This window comes from Brucella ciceri (assembly GCF_041930145.1).
Taxonomy (GTDB): Bacteria; Pseudomonadota; Alphaproteobacteria; order Rhizobiales; family Rhizobiaceae; genus Brucella; species Brucella intermedia.
In genome coordinates, this window is record NZ_JBHEEV010000001.1 from 30,455 (window position 1) to 52,717 (window position 22,263).

Consider the following 22,263-nt stretch of genomic DNA (forward strand, 5'->3'; position numbering starts at 1 on the left):
CTCCCATATACTTTTTTACAAAATGTTTGCCCCGCAAAAGGGCCCTCCGGATCTGCCGGAAGAAAAATGGGCCGCGCCGATAAGCGCAGCCCAAGCTGAAAATTTATTGTTTTAAGGAAAGCCAGCGCGTCTTGTGGACATCCATCAGGTTGTCGGTCCAACCCTCGACCTTGTCCGAAACAAGGGCGCGCGATGAATAATAGAGGATCGGAATATTGCTCAGTTCATCGAGCTTCAGCTGTTCGGCTTCGGCAAGCGTCTTGGCGCGTTCCTTGAGATCAAGGGTTTTTGCCGCCTTTTCCATCAACGCATCATAATCGGCGTTCTTCACCTTTGAATAGTTGAAGCTCACGTCGCTCTGGCTGATGTAGAGGAAGTTCTGCGGATCGTTGTAGTCGCCGATCCAGGCAGCACGGGCAATATCGAACGGACCATCGTCACGCATGTAGTTGAAATAGGTCGCGCCTTCGGTTTCGTTGAGCGAAGCCTTGATGCCGATATTGCCAAGCTGGTCGGCGATGGCAGCCATGGTGTTCTTGTTGTTTTCCGAGGTGTTATAACGCAGTTCGACCGAGAGCGTATTCGGTTCGACGCCTGCTTCCTTCAACAGTTCCTTGGCCTTGTCTTCACGCTCCAGCATATCGTCGGAATATTTCAGCCTTGGCGCATCCTCAACATAATTGGCGATATGGGGAGGAACCATCGAATAGCCCGGCAGCATCGTGCCCTGCCAGACCTGATCGGCGATGAAATCACGGTCAATGGCCAGCGAAATGGCCTGACGGACGCGCGGGTCCTTCAGCTTGCTGTCGGCGGTCTTGCCCTTCACCGGCAGATAGTAGACGCCGAGATAAGGCGCCAGGCGGAATTCCTTGGAAAGGTTCTTCTTCACATAGTCCATCTGCTCGGCCGGAACGTCGGAGCAGATCTGCACTTCCTTCGCCTCGAAACGGCGCATGCAGCTTGCGCGGTCCTCGAACGGTATCCAGTTGATCGTATCGATCTTCACCTGATCCGCTTCGTAGTAATGCGGGTTCTTCTTCATCACGATCTTGTCGTTCGGGGTGAAGCTTTCCAGCATATAGGCGCCGTTCGTCACCATCTTGCCGGGCGTGGTGAACTTGTCGCCATTGGCCTCGACGCTCTTCTGGTGCAGCGGGAAGCCGGTCTGGTGGGTCAGAAGCTCAAGGAAATACGGAGCAGGGGAGTTCAAGGTCACCTTGAGCGTATGATCGTCGACGGCTTCGACGCCGAGCTGGTCGGTCGGCTTCTTGCCGCCGGCAATGTCTTCGGCATTCTTGATGACGAACAGCATGCTGGCATAACCGGCGGCTGTCTTCGGGTCCATCAGGCGGCGGAAGGTGAACTGGAAATCGCCGGCGGTAACCGGGTCGCCGTTCGACCATTTCGCATTGTCGCGCAGATGGAAGGTGTAGACCGTGCCGTCTTCGGAAATATCCCAGGATTTCGCCACACCGGGAATTGCCTCGCCCTTGGCGTCCTGAATGGTCAGGCCGTCATAAAGGTCGCGCAGAACATTGCCTTCGGACACAGTCGAGGTGCGGTGATGGTCCAGCGTCGCCGGGTCGGTGTCGTTGCCGCGATTGAGAACGGCTTCGGCTGAAGCAGCACCGGCCAGCGCCAGAAGACATACACCTGTCAGTAGAAATTTACGATACATGTGAGAACCCCTCCTTTGAAATTTTTGAAATGCCCCGCATCTTATTTATAAGATCGCCACTTGCAAGAGAAATTATCAACACTTTGACTTAATTAATATATTCACAATTTTTTGAGTAATTCGCGCGCTTAACTTCTGGTACGGGGTCACGGGTTTTCATCGGATTTACAAAGCCGGAACGCCATCTGGATGTGCCCAGAAAACGCCGCATTTCCCGCGATTTCCGACATTTGAATGTCAGTTGGAATGCACTTGAAAACAGCTCGATTCGCTGGAAATTTACATGCACAGTTTCAGCGGCGATCCTGTTATAATCTGCATCCTGCCGTTTATCGCCGTCGCGCATCCGGGACGATATCCACCACTATCGCGATGGGTCCATCGCTTCACATCGGATAGTTCCATAATACATATTATCTGATTGATGCACGGACCCTCAGGCCTGCTCCCGCAAAGAAAGAAGCGCCTTTTCAGGCGCTTCCTCTCTCATCAGAATGTCCGCTGCAGCATGATCAAGCCTTGCCAGGCGTCTGTCCCGTTGAGGACCGACTTCTTGTCGCGCCACCGCACATAAGAAATCTCCGGCGTGACCGTGAAGCCCGGAACCATTTCGTAAGCAACATTTGCGGTCGTGTAGAATGTATTCACACCGTCATAGGAAAGCTCGGCATTGAATACGGTCTTGTTGGACATCTTGTAGGCGCCGCCGCCCCAGACGGCCCAGTCGCCACCCCATTGGCCATAGAAACTGTTGATCGCGCGAACCTGCCCCGCGACCTGTCCGTCCTCGCCCTTGACGTCCATATAGCTGTCCTTGTTGGACTTGTAGGCTCCCATGGCCCAAAGGGACAGCTTGTCGGTAATGTTGAGATTGCCGCGCAGCTTGCCCGCCCATTCTTCGTTGCGGGCATCATAGGCAGCGACTGCGATGATGGCGCCCCAGTCCTTGGAGTATTTCACGCCGCCAACGACATGCGGGGCGTAATCGCTTATGGTGCCGTCATAGCCATAATCATGGTCGGTGTCCTTATTGTTGCCCTGTTCGAGCGCAAGGACAGCCGACCAGCCATCTTTGCCGGTATAGGTATAGCTGATCGCGGCGGTGCGTGCGCCGCCAGCCGGGATGACATCGTCGTTGAAGACGTCGCCAAGATAGCCGACGAAAGATGTGAAGACCGAATAATCAAGACCGACACGCAGCCCGCCCAAATCCACATATGCAACGCGCAACGACCCGGTGGAGCTGGAATCCGCGCCATTGCTCCATTGGAAACGGGTTTCCGCATAGGTTTTGAGCGTACCCAACTCCGTCTCGGATGCTGTGCTGGCGCGAAGCGTGAAGCGCGTGGAAATATCCCAGGTGTCGCGCTTGGTGGAGCGCTGCAGATATGGCGCACCGTCCTTGTCGGTAAAGCCGCGGCCATAGACATCATCGCCGCCCTGCATGAGATAGCGGACATAGCCATGAACCCGCAGGCAGGTTTCGGTGCCGGGTATGTAGAAATACCCAGCGCCATAGGCATCGCAGACCCTGACATATTGTGCTGCGTCCGGCTCGGGTGCGACTATGTTGTCCGCACCATATGCCACGGAAAGGCTGCTCAGAGTCGCAATGGAACTCATCGATAATAAAGTAAATCTCATTTCCCCTCACAAATATTTAAAAAGTTATTGTCAAAGATTTGCTTCGTCTTACGATGCGTGAGAATGATAGATGAAAGGAATATTTTTCTCTAATCGCAAGTTGTATTACATTAATTGTATCGCACAATTAGTTGCACGTTATTGGAGAGGAAGTGGCAATAAAGCGGGGGTAATTACTTAAAATAGTAAGCCTGACACTGAACGGATACAGTTACTTATTCTCGCGGCCCTTGGGGCCGCTTTGTCATTGGGAGGGTTTCATGTATCTACGTTTCGTTCTTGCAAGCGCTTGCTGGCTTTCCTTGGCTGGTGCCGCATCGGCCGAAACCGTGCTTAACCGCGACAGCGGCAGCGATCCGTCATCGCTGGATCAGCATCGGACAACAACGGCGCAGGAAGGCGCCCTGCTGCGTGATCTTTACGAAGGGCTCGTTACGGAAGACGGCAAGGGAGAGCTGATACCCGGCGTTGCGCAGTCCTGGGATATTTCGTCCGATGGACTGACCTATACGTTCCGCCTGCGGGAGAACGCGAAATGGTCGAATGGCGATCCCGTCACGGCTGGAGATTTCGAGTATTCGTTGCGCCGCATCATGGACCCGAAAACCGGTGCTGGTTACGCCAGCATCCTCTATCCGATCAAAAATGCGCGGGAAATCAATACGGGCAAACTGCCGGTCGATCAGCTCGGCGTCCATTCGCTGGACGATCATACGCTGAAAATCACACTGGCCTCCCCCACCCCTTATTTCCTTCCCATACTGGCCCATCAAACGGCCTTGCCGCTCAACCGGAAAGCGGTCGAGAAATACGGCGACAAGTTCACCATGGCAGGAAACATGGTGTCGAACGGTGCATACACATTGGTGAGCTTCACGCCGAATGCCCAGATCGTCATGAAAAAGAACCCGTATTTCTGGGATGCCGGAAGCGTCAGGATCGACGTGGTGAACTGGGTCCCGTTTGAGGAGCCTGCCTCGTGCATGCGCCGGTTTGAATCCGGCGAGATACAGATTTGTGGCACGGTTGCTGCCGAGCAGATGGACTATATCAAGGCAAATCTGGGAAAGAATCTGCGCGTCGCCCCCTATTTCGGCATCTATTTTGTCAGCGTCAAAGGCGAACCCGATGGCAAGTTGCGCGATCCACGGGTGCGTCAGGCCATCTCGATGGCAATCGATCGCAATTTTCTGGCCAGTGAAATCAGGCGCGGAATGATGGTGCCCGGCTATTCGATGGTGCCTCCCGGCACCCAAAACTATGTCGCGGATGCGCCACGTCTGGAATATAAGGACCAGGATATTCTTGATCGCGAAGACAGGGCGAGACAATTGCTGGCGGAGGCAGGCGTCAAGCCGGGCAGCCTTTCGGTCAAGCTGCGTTATGCCACCTCGATCAATAACAAGAACTCAATGATCGCGATTGCCGACATGCTCAAGAATATCGGCATCGAGGCGTCGCAGGATGAAGTGGAAAGCACGACCTATTTCAACTATTTGCACGAAAAGGGCATGTATGATTTTGCATATCAGGCGTGGATTGGCGATTACAACGATCCCTATTCCTTCCTGAGCCTATTCACCACCGGCAATTACTTCAATATGTCCGACTGGTCGAACAAGGATTACGATGCCCTCATCACCCGGTCGGAAACCATGACCGACGCCAAGGCGCGGGCGGAAACGCTTGCCGAGGCCGAGCGCATCCTGTTGAAAGAAGTGCCGGTCATTCCCCTGCTCTACCCCTTGTCGCAAGCGCTCGTATCGGAACGGGTCGAAGGCTATAGCGACAATCTGACGAACGTGCACGCAACCCGCTGGCTGTCCCTCAAAACCAAATGAGGCATGCTCCATTGCACGCTATCGCGCTTGGGCAGGGATGATCCCTGCCCTTGGCACTTCATTGTCGAAACTCAAAAACGGCTCTTTGCAAAACGTTGCTGCAGCCACTGGGCGGCGGGCCCCTGTCGCCGCCGCTTGTTCCAGATCAGTTCCAAAGCGACGGGATGTGCGCCCTCGTCGAACTGTAACCGGGGAATGACGAGTTCCGGCGCCAGCGGCGAGTCCTGCAGTATATGTTCAGGAATGAACGCCCAGCCGATCCCTCTTGTGAGGATTTGCAGGATGACCCAGTGGCTTTCCACCCACCACACATCAGCGCCGACCCGCAGGCGCTGGCTTTCAGCCGTATCGCTGTGCTTTCGCGCCATGATCTGGCGAAACGAACGCAGATCTTCCCAACTGACCGCTGTTTGCGCCAGCGGGTGCGTGCGTCCGCAGACCAGCACCAGAGGCACCCAGCCGATTGTATGGAAGCCAAGTTCATCCGGCATCTGTTCGGCGCGCCACATGACCCCGAGGTCCGCCTTTCCGTCGAGCACAAGCCCGCTTATCGCGGTCGAGGGCGGGAATTTCAGTTCCAGCTCGACATGCGGAAATTCCTGCGCGAAAGCGGCAAACAGCGTCGCGATGGCGGGCTCGGGGTAAAGCTCGTCTATCGCGACGACGAGGCGGGTTTCAACGTGATCGCCGAAATTTCTGGCGACTGAAATCAGGTGCTCCCGCCGGGCAAGCAGCAGGCGCGCTTCCGGCAACAGCCGCGCTCCGGCCTCCGTCAGCACCGGATTGCGGGAAGCCCGACTGAACAGCTTGACGTCGAGATCGTCTTCCAGCGAGGAAACCAGCGTGCTGATGGCGGACTGCGCCTTGCGCAGGTGCCGCGCGGCGGCCGAGAACGAGCCGTGGTCCGCGGAGGCCACAAAGGCTTCGAGTTGCTCCAGTTCAATGCTCATCTATCTGAAATCCAGATAATATCTAACTTTTCTTATCGTCAGAATAAGATAGAAGCACGCTCGTTAACAACAGGGATTAAAGGAAATGCGCAGTTTTATGGACCGTGTCCGCCATGCAATGATGTTTGAAATCATCGGTCTGGCGATCTTCATACCCGGTTCGGCCTTCATTCTGGACAAGCCTGCGGCAGAGATGGGCGTCATCGGCATTGTTTCGGCTACCACCGCGACCGTGTGGAATTTTCTGTTCAATCTGGGCTTCGACAAGGCGATGCTGCGCTTCACCGGCAGCGTCAGCAAGAGCATGATTGTCCGGGTGCTGCACGCGACCCTCTTCGAGGGCGGGTTGGTCGTGCTCCTGATCCCATTCATCGCCTGGTATCTGGGAATTTCGCTGATTGCCGCCCTTGTGATGGATATAGCGATTGTCGTCTTCTATCTGGTCTATGCGTTTGTATTCAATATCGCATATGACAAGCTGTTCCCCTTGCCTGTCGGTCAGGCCGCGCACGCGGTTTGACCTCCCTTCAGGAGTGATGCAGCCGCACGGGGCGTGTTTGGCAGCCGGCTCTCAACAGGGAGCGCGGCGCTTGCGCAAATTCGCTTGGCGCTGTTCCCAGGCGATAAGCAGCAGACTCGCCAGCACGATCAGGAATGCACCGGCAAAGACATTTGTTGCCGGAACTTCCGCCCAGATCAGGTAGCCATAGATAAAGGCCCAGATCAGACCGCTATATTCCACCGGCGCCAGCGCGGAGGCCGGTGCGTGGCGAAACCCTTCGTAAAGAAGGAACTGGCCGAGCGTCGACACCAGCCCGAGACAGATCATCAGCATCCAGCCTGAAAGGTCGGGCTCCTGCCAGGTCCATGGAAAGGACAGCGCGCAGGCCAGACCGAACAGCAGGCTGGTCGCATACATCTGCGTCATCGTGGTTTCGCTGCGGCTGACAAGCCGGATCAGGATCGTGCTCCATGCCCAGCAGAAGCCCGCAACGATGCACATGGCGGCGGGAATGAGATTGGGCGAATGGGTCGGGTTCGCGGCCACGGTCACACCGATGAAACCGATGGCGCAGGCGATCCACCGCCCCGGCCCGATCTTCTCTTTCAGCACGAGGATCGACAGGAACATGACCATGATCGGCGCGGAGAAATAGAGCGTGGTCAGTTCTGCAAGCTCGAGATGGCGAGCCGCATTGTAGAACAGCAACCACGCGCCGAGCATCAGGCCCGCGCGGAGCACGATGGTGTTGCGATAAGGGCTTTTGAAAATCGACGGATGGCGGTGATAGCGGATCAGAACGCCCGTGATGAGCACGATCACCAGGCTGCGCATGAACAAGATCTGCGGCACCTGATAGGTCGCGACGAGCCATTTCACCATTGCGTCCTGAAGGGCAAAACAAGCGTAGCCGCCGCAAGCAAGGGCAATGCCTGCAAGCGGTCTTGAACTGACTGACCCGGTGTTCATGGATTCCCCGATCCGGTCCAGGAATCCCTGTAGCGGGAAGGACCACGAACGCTGAATTTGCAGGACTGGAGCCCATAAGCAAGAGGCTGATATATGACGGCTGCAGACGGAAGCGCCAATGTAGCCGGAATGCAACAAATTGGGAGCCTGGAGCGGTTCCGGTTAAAACGGAATTGTCAGAACCGCTCTAGGTATTTGTCTTGTCGCATTATCCACCGCGTAGACGCTTCGCACTTTTGCTGGAAATGCTCTAGAACACCAGGGATCGATGCGCCGCGGTTCCCGCCGTCACCCCGTCGGCAACCGACCACGCAACGCTGTGCGCACCGCGCGTAATATCGCCTGCTGCAAAAATGCCCGGCACCGTTGTCGTCTTCAGACCGTCCGTCCGTATCGTTCTGCCGAGCGGCAGTTCATCCATTGCGCAGCCGAATATGCAGGCAATCTCGCTGTTCAGGCGATTGCGGGGGCCTATGTAAAGCGCATCGATGGGCACCAGTCGCCCGTCCTCAAGCTCGACCTGCGAAAGTTCTGTCCCCTGCCCGCAGAGCGCACGGACGGGGCTGCGTTCGATCTTCACGCCGCGCCGTTGCAGTTCTGCGAATGCCTCGGCATCCGGCTCCATTCCCTCGTCGATGAAGAAGGTCGTTGGTCCCCATTCGGAAATCAGCATGGCCTGATGCACCGACATGGGCGACAGATTGAGGACGCCAAGCTGCCGGTCGCTGAATTCATAGCCGTGGCAATAGGGACAATGAATGACGGTATTGCCCCATCGCTCCGCAAGGCCGGGAATATCCGGCAGTTCGTCCGATATGCCGAAGGCAAGGATCAGCCGCCGCCCCTCGACGATCTCGCCACTATCGAGTTCGATCCTGAAATTGTCGATTTCGCCGCTGCCGGAAACGGCCTTGCCTCGTGTGAAGGTCACGGTCGGATAGGCTTCGACCTGCGTTTTCGCGGTATCCAGCATGGAAAGCGGGTTGCTGCCGTCCTGCGCAAGGAAGCCGTGCGAATGTTCGGCAAAACGGTTGCGCGGTTTTCCGGCGTCGATCACGCGGACAGTTCGCCTGCCGCGCGCCAGATAGGTTGCCGCAGACAGGCCGGCGAAGCTGCCGCCGATAATGATCGCATCATGACGCATGACTGCTCTCCAGATCGAACTTTACGCCGCGTTCCAGCGCGCGTTGATGAAAATCCGCGCTCAGCATGGCAAGCGTGACCTCGCCAAATCGCTCCAGAAGAAGATTTTCGGCGTCGCTGAATGCCTTGCCGAGCGAAGCGTTGACCGCCTGTTCCACCAGGCATTCCGGCTTTTCGGCGCGGTTTCCCATGGCCAGAAGTGTCGGTTCCCCAATGGCCTCGTAAATGTCGCGCAGCGTCACCTTGCTGAGATCGCAGGCGATTTCCCAGCCGCCGCCGTGTCCCTTTTCCGAGCGGACATAGCCCTGCTCGCGCAGGCCGCCCATCACGCGCCTGACGACGACCGGATTGGTGGTCATGGCCTTGGCAAGGACCTCCGATGTGACCGGCCCTCTATGTTCCGCCATGTGAAGAAGGACGTGCAGGACGCCCGATAGTTTGCTGTCTCTTTTCATGTAACTATAAATGTTACGAGAAGCGGCAGATGTCAACACATCCGGCGAAAAACACCGGATCAGATAAATGTGATAGCTATGGCGCGGGCTTGATTATGTAGCTGTTTCAGGCCTGTAGCAGTGCCGTTACATCCCTGGGCGTATGATCGTTTTCAAGCCGTTGGCCTCACCGGCTATCAGCCGGGCATAGGCGCGTGGCACTTCATCGAGCGGGATTTCCCGGTCGACAAGCTGCAATAGCTGCGCCTCAAGATCGGGCAGAAGTCTTGCGATTTCATGCAGTTCGTCCTGATAGGCGTGGCAGCCGATCAGGCTTATCTCCCGCTCGACCAGAATGTTGGGATCGAGTTCTATCCTGCCATGGGATATGCCGACCAGTGCCAGCGAACCGCCGCCGGAAAGCACGTCGAGCGTTGCCATGAGGACGCCGATATTGCCGGTGGCATCGATCGCATGCCGGATCGGCTGGCCATTGATTGCGGTCTCAATCGCAGCCTTGTCGAGAGGCACTGCGGTCGCGCCTGTGACCGTTGAAACGAGATTGGCGCGTTGGTCATTGCGGTCGCAGACCAGCACCGGACCGTCATGCAGGCGGGAGAGCAGCAGCGCTGCAAGCCCGCCGATTGGCCCGCAGCCGACAACGAGAACGGCTTCGCCCGACGGCATACGCTGCCTGCGGATGGCGTGCAGCGCCACCGACAGCGGTTCGCCCATGGCGGCGACCACCGGATTGATGGCCGGGTCGTAATGAACGAGCAGACGGACGGGAAGTGCTGTCTCCTCGGCAAAGCCGCCATCGCAGACTTCACCGATGAAGCCCAGCGTTTCGCAGACATTTTGCCTACTGCTTTTGCAGGACGGGCACTCGCCGCACCAGTAACGGGAGTCCGCGATCACCGTATCGCCCGGTTTGAATCCGGTCACGCCATCGCCGGTTGCGGTCACGATGGCTGCAAATTCATGGCCCGCGACCGAAGGGGACCGGCTGATCCACTGGCCGGTCATGAAATTATGCAGGTCCGAGCCGCAAATGCCCGCAGCCGTTACCTTGAGCCGGGCCCAGCCCGGCTCGGGATGCGCCGGCGGGTCGATGGTCTCGACCCGCAAATCCTTTGCCGCATAAAGCCGGACAGCCTTCATCGCAGCCCCTCCCGGCCTTAGAGGTAATCCTTGCGGATTTCCGACACGGCGTTCTCGTGCGAGGAGAAGCCTTCATAACGCGCCAGCGTGCGGGCGTGTTTTGCAAATTCCGGATAGGCGGATGCCGTCACATATCCGATGGACGAACGCTTGACGAAATCGGTTACCGAAAGCGGGCCATAGGTGCGCGCCCAGCGGCTGGTCGGCAGCACGGCGTTCGGGCCGAGGCCGAAATTGCCGATGACGACCGGCGTGTGCGGTCCCATCAGGATTTCGGCTGCTTCGGTGATGTGGCCGAGATGCGCGAACGGATCGGTCGAAAGAAGCTCCAGATGTTCCGGCGCATAGTCGTTGATGAACCTGTAGCTCTCTTCCACGGATGACGTCAGGACGATGCCGCCATATTTGCCGGTAAGCACGGTCCTGGAGAAGCCGACGCGCTGCTCGGTCATGCGCGCCCAATGGTCCGGCAATGCGGCCAGCGCTTCCTCCGCTACGCGGCGGCTGTGCGTGACGAGCCATGCCGATGAATCCGGACCATGTTCGGCCTCGATCAAAAGGTCGAGCGCCGCAAGCCCGCCCTTCACCGTATCGTCGGCGAAAATGACGGCTTCGGAAGGTCCGGCAGGCAGGCCTGGATCGATCACGCCGCCAAGCAGGCGCTTGGCCGCAACCACCCACGGGCTGCCGGGGCCGACGATCTTGAGCGCCGGTTTCACCGTTTCCGTGCCGTAGGCGACGGCAGCGACAGCTTGCGCGCCGCCGACCTTGTAGACGGTTTCCACACCGGCAAGCCGTGCTGCGACGAGCGTGGCAGCATCGACTGAACCATCCGGCGTTGGCGGAGTGACGATGGCAAGATCAGGCACGCCTGCAACGACAGCCGGAACCGCGGTCATCATGGTGACGGACGGAAACGCCCCCTTGCCGCGCGGAATATAGAGCGCGACGGAGCGGATCGGCGTGAAACGATCGCCCGCAAAGGCGCCGGGACGCATTTCCTTCAGCCACATGGCCTCTGGCTTCTGTTCCTCATGGAAATGGCGGATATTGTCGATGCCGAACTGGATGGCCTCGATCACGTCCTTTTCCACCTTGTCGAAGGCGGCATCGAATTCGGCTTCCGTCGCCTTGATGTTGGCCGGGTCGACCTCGGCCTTGTCGAGATCGCGCGCAAAGCGGACGAGTGCCGCATCGCCTTCCGTGCGAACGGCTTCGATGATCGGCTTCACCTTCTCGATAAAACCGGAGAGGTCGGTTTCCGAACGCTTGAGCAGTTCGGCGCGAGCTGCATCGTCCAGTTTTGCCAGTTCGTGAAAAGAAACATCGGACATGATCGGCTCCTTGCCGGTTGCTGTGGAGGCGCAACCGGTCATTTCGATTTGAGGAAGATGTCGAGCCCGACCAGCTGGTCGAGCAGGAATATGGCGGCGGCGGCACAGGCGATGAAGACGACGGAGATGGCCGCAAGGTCCGGCGTGATGATGGACCGGATCGAATTGTAGATCTGCACCGGCAGGGTGACGATGCGGGCATCGACCAGAAGCAGGCTCACCAGAAATTCGTTCAGCGCCAGAATGAACATCAAAAGCGAGCCGCTAATGACGCCCGGCACCACGACCGGCAGGGTGACGAAGAAGAAGGTCGAGATCGGCCCTGCCCCGCAATTGGCGGCGGCAAGTTCCAGATCGGCATCGAGATTGGCGGCACTTGCCGTGACGGCCCAGATCATGAAGGGCAGATTGATGACGCAGGCTGCAATCCCTACCGGCCAGAGCTGGCCCAGTATGCCCGCCTGACCGAAGATCAGCATAAGGCCGATACCGGAGCCGATCAGCGGAATGGTAAAGGGCAGCAGCAGGTAAATCTGGATCGTCTTTTCAAACCGCACGGCATATTTCGCCAGAGCTATACCAGCGAGCGTTCCGACCGGAATGGCGACGATAGTGCAGATGAAGGAGACGTAGAGCGAGCGCAGGAATGCATCCCAGAGGTCGCTCGTTCCGGCGATCTTCTGATACCATTTCAGCGAAAATCCTTCCGGCGGAAAGGTGATCATGTTGCCCGATGTGAACGACGCGCCAAGCACCACGATGGTCGGTGCGGAAAGCAGCACCAGAACGGCGATAACGAATGACCATATGACGATGGATTTCGACAGCGGCGAGGTCATTTGCGCGCCCTCCCCATGGCAAGCGTGCCTGCCCCGAACAACGTGAATACGATCCCGACGAGGATGGAGCCGACGCCGACCAGAAGCAGTGCCAGCGTCGCGCCCAGTCCCTGATCGGACGTGCGGAAGAACTGGTCATAGATCGCATTGGCGATGAAATCCTGCGATCCGCCGCCCAGAATAGCTGGTACGGCGAAGTCGGTAAGCGAAAGCGTCATCACCACCAGTCCCGCGCCGATCAGGCCCGGACGCGCCATGGGCAGCACGACATGGGCGAAGGTCCGCAGCCAGTTCGCGCCGAGCGAGCTTGCAGCCGCTTCCATTTCTTCCGGAATTGCAGTCAATGCCGGTGCGAGCATCAGTACGGCGAATGGCAGCATATACTGGATGAGACCGAACAGAACCGCCGGATAGTTATAGAGGAGCCGCATCGGCGCGATGCCGACAAGGCCAAGCGCCTCGTTGACCATCCCCTGATTGCCGAGAATGATGAGCCAGCCATAGGCGCGCACCACCTGCCCGATGAAGAACGGCAGGAACAGCGCGATCAGCAGGAATTTGCGCAAGGCAGCCGATGGCGTGCGCACCATGAGATAGGCGTAAGGAAAGGCCAGAACGAGCGTGAACACGGTCACGACGAGCGAGCCGAACAGGCTGCGCCATGCCACGGTTGCAAAGAGGCTTTCCGTCAGCGCGCGCTTGTAGTTGGCGAGCGTGTAATAATCCGACATCAGGAATGTCGAAGTGTCGAGCGTGCGCAGGCTGGTATCCGCGATCTGGATCAGGCCCAGCACCAGCAGTCCGACCAGGACAATCGCCGGAAGCAGCATCAGATAAGGTACTGCGCGATTGAACCGCGCAGGCCACAGAAAGGCTGCGATTGCTTCCAGCGCATCCATGATGCGCCAGACAACCGGATAGGCAGTGCGTGCCGCTCGCATGTCTCAATTCCTGAATATCTGAATGGGGAGCCGCCCCTGAAGGCAGCTCCTGCAATAAGGGGGTATCAGCCCTGCATGATGGCCTTGAACTTCGAGAACCACTCGCTCTCGTTTTCCACCTGCACCTTTGCCGAAATGCGGATGAGGTGTTTGAAATCCTCGTCCTTGGTCGGATAGGCCGGATCGTTCACAAGATCGGCGGGCGGGGTCAGGCCCGGCACGACGCCCGGCAGGCCAAGTCCATCGAGCCAGACCTGCTGCGCATCCTTGGTGAGCGCGAAGTTGATATATTCCTTGGCCCAGTAAAGCTCGTTTTCCGGCAGGCCCTTTGGAATCCACAGACCGTCCGTGTCGAACTTCGCGCCCTCTTCCGGGACGGTCCAGTCGATCTTGACGCCGTTCTTCTGGGCTTCGCGTGCATTGGTGGAAATGGTGCAGGCCAGATCGATTTCGCCCTTCTGGAACCAGGTGGTGAAATCCGGGTCCTCACCGAGAAGCGGCTGCTGCTGCTTCACCTTGGCGATGAAATCCCATGCGGGCTGCATATTGCCGGGAATGTCTTCCAGCTTGCCGCCACCGGCAACCTGCGCCGGGAAGTGGAAGCCGATGCCATCGTTATAAAGCGCGATGCGGCCCTTGAACTTCGGATCGAGCAGGGCGTGCCACGACTTCGGCGGGCCATCCGGGAAGGCTTCCGGACGATAGGCCAGCACATAGACATAGCCATATGTGTTGACGATCGGATAGCCATCGAGACCAACCGGCTTGGCAAGATCGGTGGTGTTCTTGAGGTTCGACAGGTCCGAAAGGTCTTCCGTCACGCCGCGCAATGCCGATTTGGTCGCATTGGTGGTCGTATCCCAGTTGACGTGGATCGGCGGAACACGCTTCTGCGCGACCGCAGCCCAGAGCTTCGGCTGGATTTCGTTGTCTTCGGTCAGGTCGTGGCGGACGGCAATGCCGGTCTTGGCAGTAAACGGATCGGACACGCCAGCTTTCAGCGCATCCACCCAGCTGCCGCCCCAGGCCCGCACGATCAGTTCCTTCGGCTTGGCCGGTTCTTCGGCAAAGGCGCGCGAAAGGCCGAGCGACGTCGTGCCGGCTGCGGCGGCAAGAGCGCCCGCGCTTTGCAGGAAGCGACGGCGGTCGAGGATCAGAAAAGGCTTCTTCAGATTGTTCATTTTGTTTCTCCTGTGGAGTTTCCCCGTAATGTTTCACTCATGCGGCAAAGACGATGAGATCGCGGGCGTTCCAGCCAAGATGCACGGTCTCACCTTCCGCAAACTGGCTGTGGCCGATGGGATCGTGGTCGAAGACACGCATCAGCGCGTCTCCCAGGGCAGGAACCCGCAATTCGTAGACGATGCGTTCGCCTTCAAAGATCGCATCGGTTACGATGCCTTCGAGCACTGTATCGAGTGCTCCATGCGCTGCGGCGCTGCCGCCAATGCGGATTTGTTCGGCGCGGATTGCGCAGGAGACATTCGCGCCGGGGGCAACGCCTCCACGCCCCTCGCCTGCCGTGCCTGCCAGAGCCGTTCCCGCATCGACCCGCACCAGATTGCCGTCGACTGAAGATGCCTTGCCGGAAATGAAATTGGTGACGCCGATGAAGTTCGCCACAAAGGCATTGGACGGGTTGCGATAGGTTTCGGACGGCTCAGCCATCTGCTGGATTTCGCCGCCATCCATGACGATAATCTCGTCGGATACGACGAGCGCCTCGCGCTGGTCGTGGGTGACGTTGATCGTCGTGACGCCGAGTTCCCGCTGGATACGACGGAATTCAAGCTGCATTTCCTCGCGCAGCTTGCGGTCGAGCGCTGCCAGAGGTTCATCGAGCAGAAGCAGGTCCGGCTCGAAAACGAGGGCGCGCGCGATGGCGACGCGCTGCTGCTGGCCGCCGGAAAGTTCATGCACACGCCGCTCGCCGAGGCCGTTGAGGCGAACGAGGTCGAGATAGCGTTCTACCCGCTCGGGGATGGAGCGCGCATCGAAACGGCGCATTTTCAGCGGAAAGGCGACGTTTTCAGCCGCCGTCATATGCGGAAAAAGCGCGAGCTTCTGGAAAACCATGCCGATGGAGCGCTTGTGCGGCGGCACGGCGCTGACGGCTTCACCATTGATGAAGATTTCGCCGATGCTCGGTTTCTGGAAACCGGCGATGAGCCGCAGGAGCGTCGTCTTGCCGGAGCCGGACGGCCCCAGAATGGTTAGAAAGCGGCCCTTGGCGAGATCGAAAGATGCCGCACGCACGGCGTGGAAGCCGTTATAGATCATGCTGACATTGTTGACCGATACGGCAGCCGGTCCGTTTGAGATTTTACGGCCAGGTCCGGTGTCGGTTGTATTCATCGCAGTTTCCCATTTCAGTCAAAGCACCGGAAGATGCTTTATGATGTTATTGCAGTCCTGTTTCGCGACTTGCTGATATTCCACTTCAGGAAAATCAGATCGAAGCGAGGTAGCCTCCGTCAATCGGTATCACCTGCCCGGTGACATAGGACGATGCGGCGCTTGCCAGAAACACCACGGCGCCCGCGACATCTTCCATCGCGCCGAAACGCCCCTGCGGAATTTTGGCCAGCATCGCCTTCTGCCACTCGTCATTCTCGTAAAACACATCGGTCATGGCGGTACGGAAATAACCCGGTGCGATGCCGTTGACGCGAATGCCGGAAGGCGCCCATTCGCTCGCAAGCGCGTGGGTCATGCCCATGAGGCCGGATTTGGAGGAGCCGTAAGGCACGGCGGTCGGCACGCCGACATAGGAGGTCAGCGAGCAGAGATTGATGATCGAACCGCCCTTGCCGTTCTCCGTCATCTGGCGGGCAGCGGCCTGCGCGCAGAAGAACGCGCCCTTGAGATTGGTCGAAACGATACGCTCCCAGAGCGCTTCGTCCACATCGAGCGACGGGCGGATTTCTTCATAACCTGCATTGTTGACGAGGATATCGAGACCGCCGAGCGTTTCCGCTGCCCGTGCGACGGCGGAGGCGCAGGCGGCGACATCACGCACATCGAGCGAAAGACTTGCCGAGGCGCGCCCATGAGCGGCGATACGGGATGCCGTTTCGGAAAGATCGCCGGACTTGCGCGCTGTAACAGCGACATCGGCACCAGCCGAGGCAAGCGCTTCGGCAATGGCCTGTCCCAGTCCCCGGCTCGCACCGGTAACCAGCGCTTTACGCCCGCTGAGGTCGAAAAGCGATAAAACCTGCATCATGTTCCCCTGCGGACCTTTGGCAAAACAATATTGTTGCCGAACTTCTACTCGTTCCGGCACTAATGTTTAGCAATTTTTTGTGGTCTCACCGACATAGGACCATCTTTTTTATATGTTGTCTATACATATATAAGCAAAATTGGATTTTAGACTTGGCCAGTCTCTCCTAAAGGCTGCTGACCGGCAAAAAGCTGCGGTCCGGCAGGGGCGAACGCACCGGAAAGTGCGGTCATGCGCTCTGATTCGGCCCCTTTCCACGGCTCCGGCAGTTGTTTCAGTTTGAAAGCAGGTTTCGGGAGGCTGTCGTCTGTTCTTGTGCTAGAAAGTTCCCATGAGAGACCTTTTCGACCAGATGGAACCGCGAGAAGTTCTTGCGCCCGGAGCCGTGCTTCTGCGCGGCTTTGCGCTTTCCCGCGAGGATGCCGTTCTGAAAGCGGTAGCGGATGTTGCTGCTGCCGCGCCCTTCCGGCATATGACGACGCCCGGCGGTTATCGCATGTCGGTTGCGATGACGAATTGCGGGAATTTCGGCTGGGTTACGGACCGGAGTGGGTATCGTTACAGCACCGACGATCCGGAAACCGGCCTGCCCTGGCCTGCCATGCCGGAAGCGTTTCGCACGCTTGCCCGGACTGCCGCCGGAGAAGCCGGTTATTCCGATTTCGTGCCGGATGCCTGCCTCATCAACCGGTATGAGCCGGGTGCGAAACTTTCATTGCATCAGGACAAGGATGAACAGGATTTCAACCAGCCGATTGTTTCGGTGTCGCTCGGCCTGCCCGCGACTTTCCAGTTCGGCGGGTTGAAGCGAACCGACCCAATCGCGAAATATATCCTGCATCATGGCGACGTGGTTGTGTGGGGCGGACCGTCGCGCCTCTTCTATCACGGCATACTTGCCTTGAAGCGCGGCGAGCATGAAAAACTGGGTCCGTTTCGCTTCAATCTGACGTTCAGAAAATCGCGTTAACCGTCATTAAACGCGATTTTTCGAACAAAAAACGTCATAAAACGCTTCTCAAATGCGGCGAACGCCCGTTCTTTCTGTGGCTATTTTGTGGCAGACGGGGTTTCAGTTGAATGCCCCGCCATCGCTTTTGCTCTCCGGGCGCTCCCTGGCAACCTTGTCGCGGTAGCCGCTCGCCCTGTATGCGGCAATGGGTTCGATGGCCCCGCCGGTGCGGCGGCGCGCTTCCGCAAGGATCGGTTCGACGTCTGTCCGGTAGGCCCGTTTCAGCGTATCGGAAGCCATCAGCGCATCGTTTTCCCGCTGGTAGATTTCCAGTGCCTCGCGGTCCACCAGCAGCGCCTGCGCATAGGCGCGGCGGATTTCATTTGCGGATGAGATGAGGCTTTCCAGCGGATCGGTGACATTATGCGACTGGTCGATCATGTGGGCGGGATGGAAATCCGCCACACCGCGGTAGTCGGCATCCACCAACTCATTGAAAACAAGGAACAATCGATAGGGATCGATGGAGCCGGCGTCGAGGTCGTCGTCACCATATTTGCTGTCGTTGAAATGGAATCCGCCGAGCTTTCCGAACTGGATCAGCCGCGCCACGATCATTTCGATATTGGTGTTGGGGGCATGATGGCCAAGGTCGACCAGACATTGCGCCTTCGGCCCAAGCGTCGAGGCGATGAGATAATTGGTGCCCCAGTCCTGAACCACCGTCGAATAGAAGGCCGGTTCATACATCTTGTGCTCGGAGAACAGCCGCCAGTCGTCTGGCAAGGCCTTATAGATTTCCCCCATCGAAGCCAGATAACGCTCGAAGGCGCGCGTGAAATTCTGCTGGCCCGGAAAGTTTGAACCGTCACTGAGCCAGACGGTCAAGGCCTTGGAACCTATGGCTTTTCCGATTTCGATGCACTCGATATTGTGCTCGACGGCCTGCGCCCGCACTGCCGGGTCGACATGGGTCAACGACCCGAATTTATAGGAAAGCTTCTGGTCCGCCGCATCGGCAAACGTATTGGAATTCATGGCGTCGAAGCCGAGACCAAGCGCCTGCGCATGGGCTTTGAGCTTCTTCGGATCAGCCTTGTCCCATGGAATATGCAGGGAAACATTCGGCGTTGCACGGCATAGCTCGTTGATGACCGCGCAATCGTCGAGCTTGTCGAAAATGCCACGCGGTTCGCCCCTGCCCGGAAAGCGCCCGAACCGTGTGCCGCCCGTGCCGGTGCCCCATGAAGGCACGGCGACGAAATAAGCCGCCACCTTTTCGGTGATCCTGTCGATCTCGATGCCACGGCGCAAAAGCTGTTCGCCAAGCGCCTGATAATCGCTTTTCAGGGCGTCTTCAAAACCGGAATTATGCTCGGCGATGAAATCTGCCGCAATGCGTTGCTCGGACATGGTTCCTCCCAGAATGTCCTGAATTTCATGGACAAAAGGCGCGAAAGCAAGGGCTGTCGCGCCTTTCCCGGATCAGCGCGGAAAGCTCTGCTGGTTTCCGGCGTCCACATTGATGATGTTGCCGGTCGACTTGGCCGAGGCGTCGCTCGCAAGGAAATAGATCGCCTCCGCAATGTCTTCGGGGAAGACATTCAGCTTCAGCATGGAGCGCTTGCGATAATGTTCCTCAAGCTCGGAAACGTCGATTTTGGAAGACGCCGCCCGCTGTTCGCGCCATTCGCCGTCCCATATCTTGGAGCCGCGCAGAACCGCATCGGGGTTGACCACATTGACGCGAATGCCCGCATCCGCGCCTTCCAGCGCCAGACAGCGCGCCAGATGGATTTCCGCAGCCTTTGCAGCGCAATAGGCCGAAGCATTGGGCGAAGCGGCAAGCCCGTTCTTGGATGCGACGAACACCACGTTGCCGCCGATCTTCTGGCGGCGGAACAGGCGGAATGCCTCTCGCGACACAAGGAAATAGCCGGTCGCCAGAATGTCGATATTGCGGTTCCACATGGAAAGTTCGGTGGTTTCCACCGGCGCGGATGAAGCGATACCGGCATTGGACACCAGAATATCGATGCCGCCAAGCTCGACACTGGCTTCAACAAAGGCGTTGGCTACGCCGTGCTCGTCGGTGACATTCAGTTCGACGCTGCGCACCTGATCGGCACCAAACCGCTTTACGAGATTTTCGTGAGCGGTTTTGAGCGATCCTGCGTCAATATCCGCCAGAACCACGCAAGCACCCTCGCCCGCCAGCTTTTCGGCGGTCGCAAAACCAATACCGCCAGCGCCGCCGGTGATGAATGCAACGCGGCCCGCAAGGCTCTTTGGCTTCGGCATACGTTGCAGCTTTGCTTCTTCAAGCAGCCAGTATTCGATATCGAAGGCTTCCTGTTCCGGCAGGCCCTGATATTCCGATACGCCGGATGCACCGCGCATCACATTGATCGCATTGACATAAAACTCTCCGGCAATGCGCGCCGTCGCCTTGTCGCGGGCAAAGGACAGCATGCCGACGCCGGGTATAAGAAAAATCACCGGATTGGGATCGCGCATTTTGGGTGAATTGTCGTGCCTGCACGCTTCGTAATAGCGCTTGTAATCGGCGCGATAGGCTTCCAGCGCTCCCTCAAGTCCGGCAACCACCGCATCGACATCGGGCTTCGCCGGATCGAAATCGACAACCAGAGGACGGATTTTGGTCCGCAGGAAATGGTCCGGGCAAGACGTGCCAAGTGCTGCGAGCGGATGCAGATTATTCGAGTTCACGAATTCCAGCACTGCGTCCTGATCGTCAAAATGGCCGAGCTTGCGCTCGTCCTTGCCGATCAGCCCGCGAATCTCCGGCATCAGCCGCGCGGCGATGGCGCGGCGTTCGGAAGCGGCCAGGCTTTGCGCGGCAGCGCCGCCGAAAGCAGCCTTGCCTGCCGTCTTCTGGTCCAGCCATTCGATGGCCTTGTTGATGATGGCGAGGGTGGTTTCATAGCAGGTCTTCGCATCGTCGGCCCAGGTGAAAAGCCCATGGCTTTCAAGGACAACGCCCCTGGCGTCCGGGTTTGCCTTCACGAAGGCTTCAAGATCGAGGCCAAGCTGAAAACCGGGGCGACGCCATGGCAGCCAGCCGATTTCGTCACCGAAAATCTCGGCCGTCAGTTCACGGGAGTTTTTGGAGGCTGCGATGGCAATGATCGCATCCGGGTGCATGTGGTCCACATGCTTGAAAGGCACGAAGCCATGCAGCGGCGTGTCGATGGAAGCGGCGCGCGGGTTGAGATTGAACGTGCAGTGCGGCAGGAAGCCGACCATGCGGTCCTCGTCCTCGACGCCTTTATAGATGCCTTTCAAAGCGTTGAGCTTGTCCTGATAGAGCGTGGCGAAACCGTCGAGCTTGATCGTGCCGACATCGCCGCCCGAGCCCTTGACCCAGAGAACCTGCACCTTCCCGCCGGTGAGCGGATCGGTTTCCTCGACCTTGGCGGAGGTGTTTCCGCCGCCGTAATTGGTGATGCGCTTGTCGGAACCGAGCAGATTGGAGCGATAGAGCAGCTTGCCCGGCTCATCCATCGTTGCCGCCCTGGCGTCATCCCACCGGTTTTCGAGAAGCCTGCTCTGGGCCACCATGTCATCCTCCCAATGCTGTTATGGTGGATCGCAATCCGCATGTCCGGGCCATGTGCCCGTCCGATGCGCCAGCGATCATGTTAGCGGCAGATATGACGTATGAAAGGAATTGCTGTCAATCACAAACAATCATCTTCAATCATTAATGTGATTTTTGTGCGCTGTTGTGATTGTTTGTGATTGACACGCGCAGGCTTTTTGCCCGATACAAGAAAAAGGAGGAGCCATGCACGAACGAGAGCGCCACCGCATCATCCTGAGCGCAGTTCAGGAAAAGCCGGTGATCACCATTCAGGATCTGGTGGAACTGACGGAAGCGTCGGAAGCGACCCTTCGCCGGGATATCGCGTCGCTCCATATGCAGGGCCGCATCAAGCGCGTGCGCGGCGGGGCCGAGGCCATCCATCCGCCGCAGTTCGCCAGCCTGACCGGACGTCCATTCAAGGTTTCGGAATCGGAAAATGCGGATCGCAAGCGCGCCATCGCCCGCGAGGCCGTGGCGCTTTGCGAGGAAGGCGACAGCATCATCATCAATGGCGGGTCCACGACTTTCCAGATGGTGCATTATCTCGCCCCGCGCCGCTTGCAGGTGCTGACCAATTCCTTTGCCATCGCGGAACATCTTCTGCGCCAGTCGAAAAGCACGGTGATCGTGCCCGGCGGCGCGATCTATCGCGACCAGAGCCTGATCCTGTCGCCGTTTGACAACGACGTCATCCGTAACTTCTACGGACGACGCATGTTCATGGGCTGTCAGGGCATCAGCCCGCTCGGGGTGATGGAGTCCGATGCGCTGATCATCCAGAGCGAACAGAAGCTGATGGGCCAGGCGGACGAACTTGTCCTGATGGTCGATTCAACGAAATTCACGCGCCGTTCCAGCCTCATCCTTTGCCCTCTCGACCGGGTCAGCACGCTGATCACCGATGACGGCATTTCGGACGAAGCGCGGCGCATGGTGGAAAATGCGGGCATCCGGCTCATCGTGGCGCAGGTTTCCGCAAATGCAGGCAGGGGTGACGAAGGCGAAGGTTCCGCCGAGGTAGCCTGAGCCGGACCTGACT

At 58.2% G+C, this 22,263-nt stretch carries 19 protein-coding genes; 4 read left to right on the plus strand and 15 right to left on the minus strand.

Features of this window, described 5'->3' with window-relative positions; genetic code table 11:
• Positions 1-103: 103 nt before the first annotated feature.
• A complete protein-coding gene (locus JNC63_RS00135) occupies positions 104-1,681 on the minus strand; it encodes a peptide ABC transporter substrate-binding protein (protein ID WP_006468861.1) in 1,578 nt (525 codons plus the stop codon).
• Positions 1,682-2,170: 489 nt separating this feature from the next.
• Positions 2,171-3,325: a porin gene (locus JNC63_RS00140; protein ID WP_031346400.1), complete on the minus strand. Its 1,155-nt coding sequence runs from the start codon at positions 3,323-3,325 to the stop codon at positions 2,171-2,173.
• A 260-nt stretch (positions 3,326-3,585) separates the two neighbouring features.
• Here JNC63_RS00140 and JNC63_RS00145 point away from each other — a divergent pair, with 260 nt between their 5' ends.
• Entirely contained in the window at positions 3,586-5,166 is a 1,581-nt protein-coding gene (locus JNC63_RS00145; RefSeq protein ID WP_063620425.1) for a peptide ABC transporter substrate-binding protein, read from the plus strand.
• Positions 5,167-5,237: 71 nt separating this feature from the next.
• On the opposite strand, the gene JNC63_RS00150 is transcribed toward JNC63_RS00145, so the two are convergent.
• A complete protein-coding gene (locus tag JNC63_RS00150; protein WP_021586033.1) occupies positions 5,238-6,116 on the minus strand; it encodes a LysR family transcriptional regulator in 879 nt (292 codons plus the stop codon).
• An 85-nt stretch (positions 6,117-6,201) separates the two neighbouring features.
• Between JNC63_RS00150 and JNC63_RS00155 the strand changes: the two genes are divergently transcribed.
• Positions 6,202-6,636 (plus strand): PACE efflux transporter, encoded by a 435-nt coding sequence (locus JNC63_RS00155; RefSeq protein WP_031346401.1) that lies wholly within the window; start codon positions 6,202-6,204, stop codon positions 6,634-6,636.
• Between the two features lie 51 nt (positions 6,637-6,687).
• On the opposite strand, the gene JNC63_RS00160 is transcribed toward JNC63_RS00155, so the two are convergent.
• From JNC63_RS00160 to JNC63_RS00205, 10 genes are all read right to left on the minus strand, one after another.
• Positions 6,688-7,587: a DMT family transporter gene (locus JNC63_RS00160; protein WP_021586035.1), complete on the minus strand. Its 900-nt coding sequence runs from the start codon at positions 7,585-7,587 to the stop codon at positions 6,688-6,690.
• A gap of 250 nt (positions 7,588-7,837) precedes the next feature.
• Positions 7,838-8,731 carry an NAD(P)/FAD-dependent oxidoreductase gene (locus JNC63_RS00165; protein WP_021586036.1) on the minus strand — a complete coding sequence of 298 codons (894 nt, stop codon included), beginning with the start codon at positions 8,729-8,731 and terminating at the stop codon, positions 7,838-7,840.
• Entirely contained in the window at positions 8,721-9,185 is a 465-nt protein-coding gene (locus tag JNC63_RS00170; protein WP_063620426.1) for an Rrf2 family transcriptional regulator, read from the minus strand. Before JNC63_RS00170 ends, JNC63_RS00165 begins: the two co-directional genes overlap by 11 nt.
• 126 nt (positions 9,186-9,311) lie before the next feature.
• Entirely contained in the window at positions 9,312-10,325 is a 1,014-nt protein-coding gene (locus tag JNC63_RS00175; protein WP_021586038.1) for a zinc-dependent alcohol dehydrogenase, read from the minus strand.
• A gap of 17 nt (positions 10,326-10,342) precedes the next feature.
• Positions 10,343-11,659, minus strand: coding sequence for a histidinol dehydrogenase (gene hisD / locus JNC63_RS00180; RefSeq protein ID WP_031346404.1), 1,317 nt, complete (start codon positions 11,657-11,659; stop codon positions 10,343-10,345).
• 38 nt (positions 11,660-11,697) lie between these two features.
• On the minus strand, positions 11,698-12,498 hold the full coding sequence (locus JNC63_RS00185) for an ABC transporter permease (RefSeq protein ID WP_021586040.1): 801 nt from the start codon (positions 12,496-12,498) through the stop codon (positions 11,698-11,700).
• A complete protein-coding gene (locus tag JNC63_RS00190; protein WP_021586041.1) occupies positions 12,495-13,439 on the minus strand; it encodes an ABC transporter permease in 945 nt (314 codons plus the stop codon). The genes JNC63_RS00185 and JNC63_RS00190 overlap by 4 nt, the downstream gene beginning before the upstream one ends.
• A gap of 65 nt (positions 13,440-13,504) precedes the next feature.
• A complete protein-coding gene (locus JNC63_RS00195) occupies positions 13,505-14,620 on the minus strand; it encodes an ABC transporter substrate-binding protein (protein ID WP_021586042.1) in 1,116 nt (371 codons plus the stop codon).
• A gap of 37 nt (positions 14,621-14,657) precedes the next feature.
• Positions 14,658-15,794, minus strand: coding sequence for an ABC transporter ATP-binding protein (locus JNC63_RS00200; protein WP_021586043.1), 1,137 nt, complete (start codon positions 15,792-15,794; stop codon positions 14,658-14,660).
• A 94-nt stretch (positions 15,795-15,888) separates the two neighbouring features.
• Complete coding sequence (locus JNC63_RS00205) at positions 15,889-16,662, minus strand: SDR family NAD(P)-dependent oxidoreductase (protein ID WP_021586044.1); 774 nt, start codon at positions 16,660-16,662, stop codon at positions 15,889-15,891.
• Positions 16,663-16,996: 334 nt separating this feature from the next.
• Between JNC63_RS00205 and alkB the strand changes: the two genes are divergently transcribed.
• Entirely contained in the window at positions 16,997-17,635 is a 639-nt protein-coding gene (gene alkB, locus JNC63_RS00210) for a DNA oxidative demethylase AlkB (protein WP_021586045.1), read from the plus strand.
• Positions 17,636-17,737: 102 nt separating this feature from the next.
• Here the strand turns inward: alkB and rhaI are convergent, their stop codons facing one another.
• Positions 17,738-19,030 carry an L-rhamnose catabolism isomerase gene (rhaI, locus tag JNC63_RS00215; RefSeq protein WP_021586046.1) on the minus strand — a complete coding sequence of 431 codons (1,293 nt, stop codon included), beginning with the start codon at positions 19,028-19,030 and terminating at the stop codon, positions 17,738-17,740.
• Between the two features lie 72 nt (positions 19,031-19,102).
• Entirely contained in the window at positions 19,103-21,199 is a 2,097-nt protein-coding gene (locus tag JNC63_RS00220) for a bifunctional rhamnulose-1-phosphate aldolase/short-chain dehydrogenase (protein WP_021586047.1), read from the minus strand.
• A gap of 226 nt (positions 21,200-21,425) precedes the next feature.
• Between JNC63_RS00220 and JNC63_RS00225 the strand changes: the two genes are divergently transcribed.
• Positions 21,426-22,250 carry a DeoR/GlpR family DNA-binding transcription regulator gene (locus JNC63_RS00225; RefSeq protein ID WP_021586048.1) on the plus strand — a complete coding sequence of 275 codons (825 nt, stop codon included), beginning with the start codon at positions 21,426-21,428 and terminating at the stop codon, positions 22,248-22,250.
• Positions 22,251-22,263: the final 13 nt, after the last annotated feature.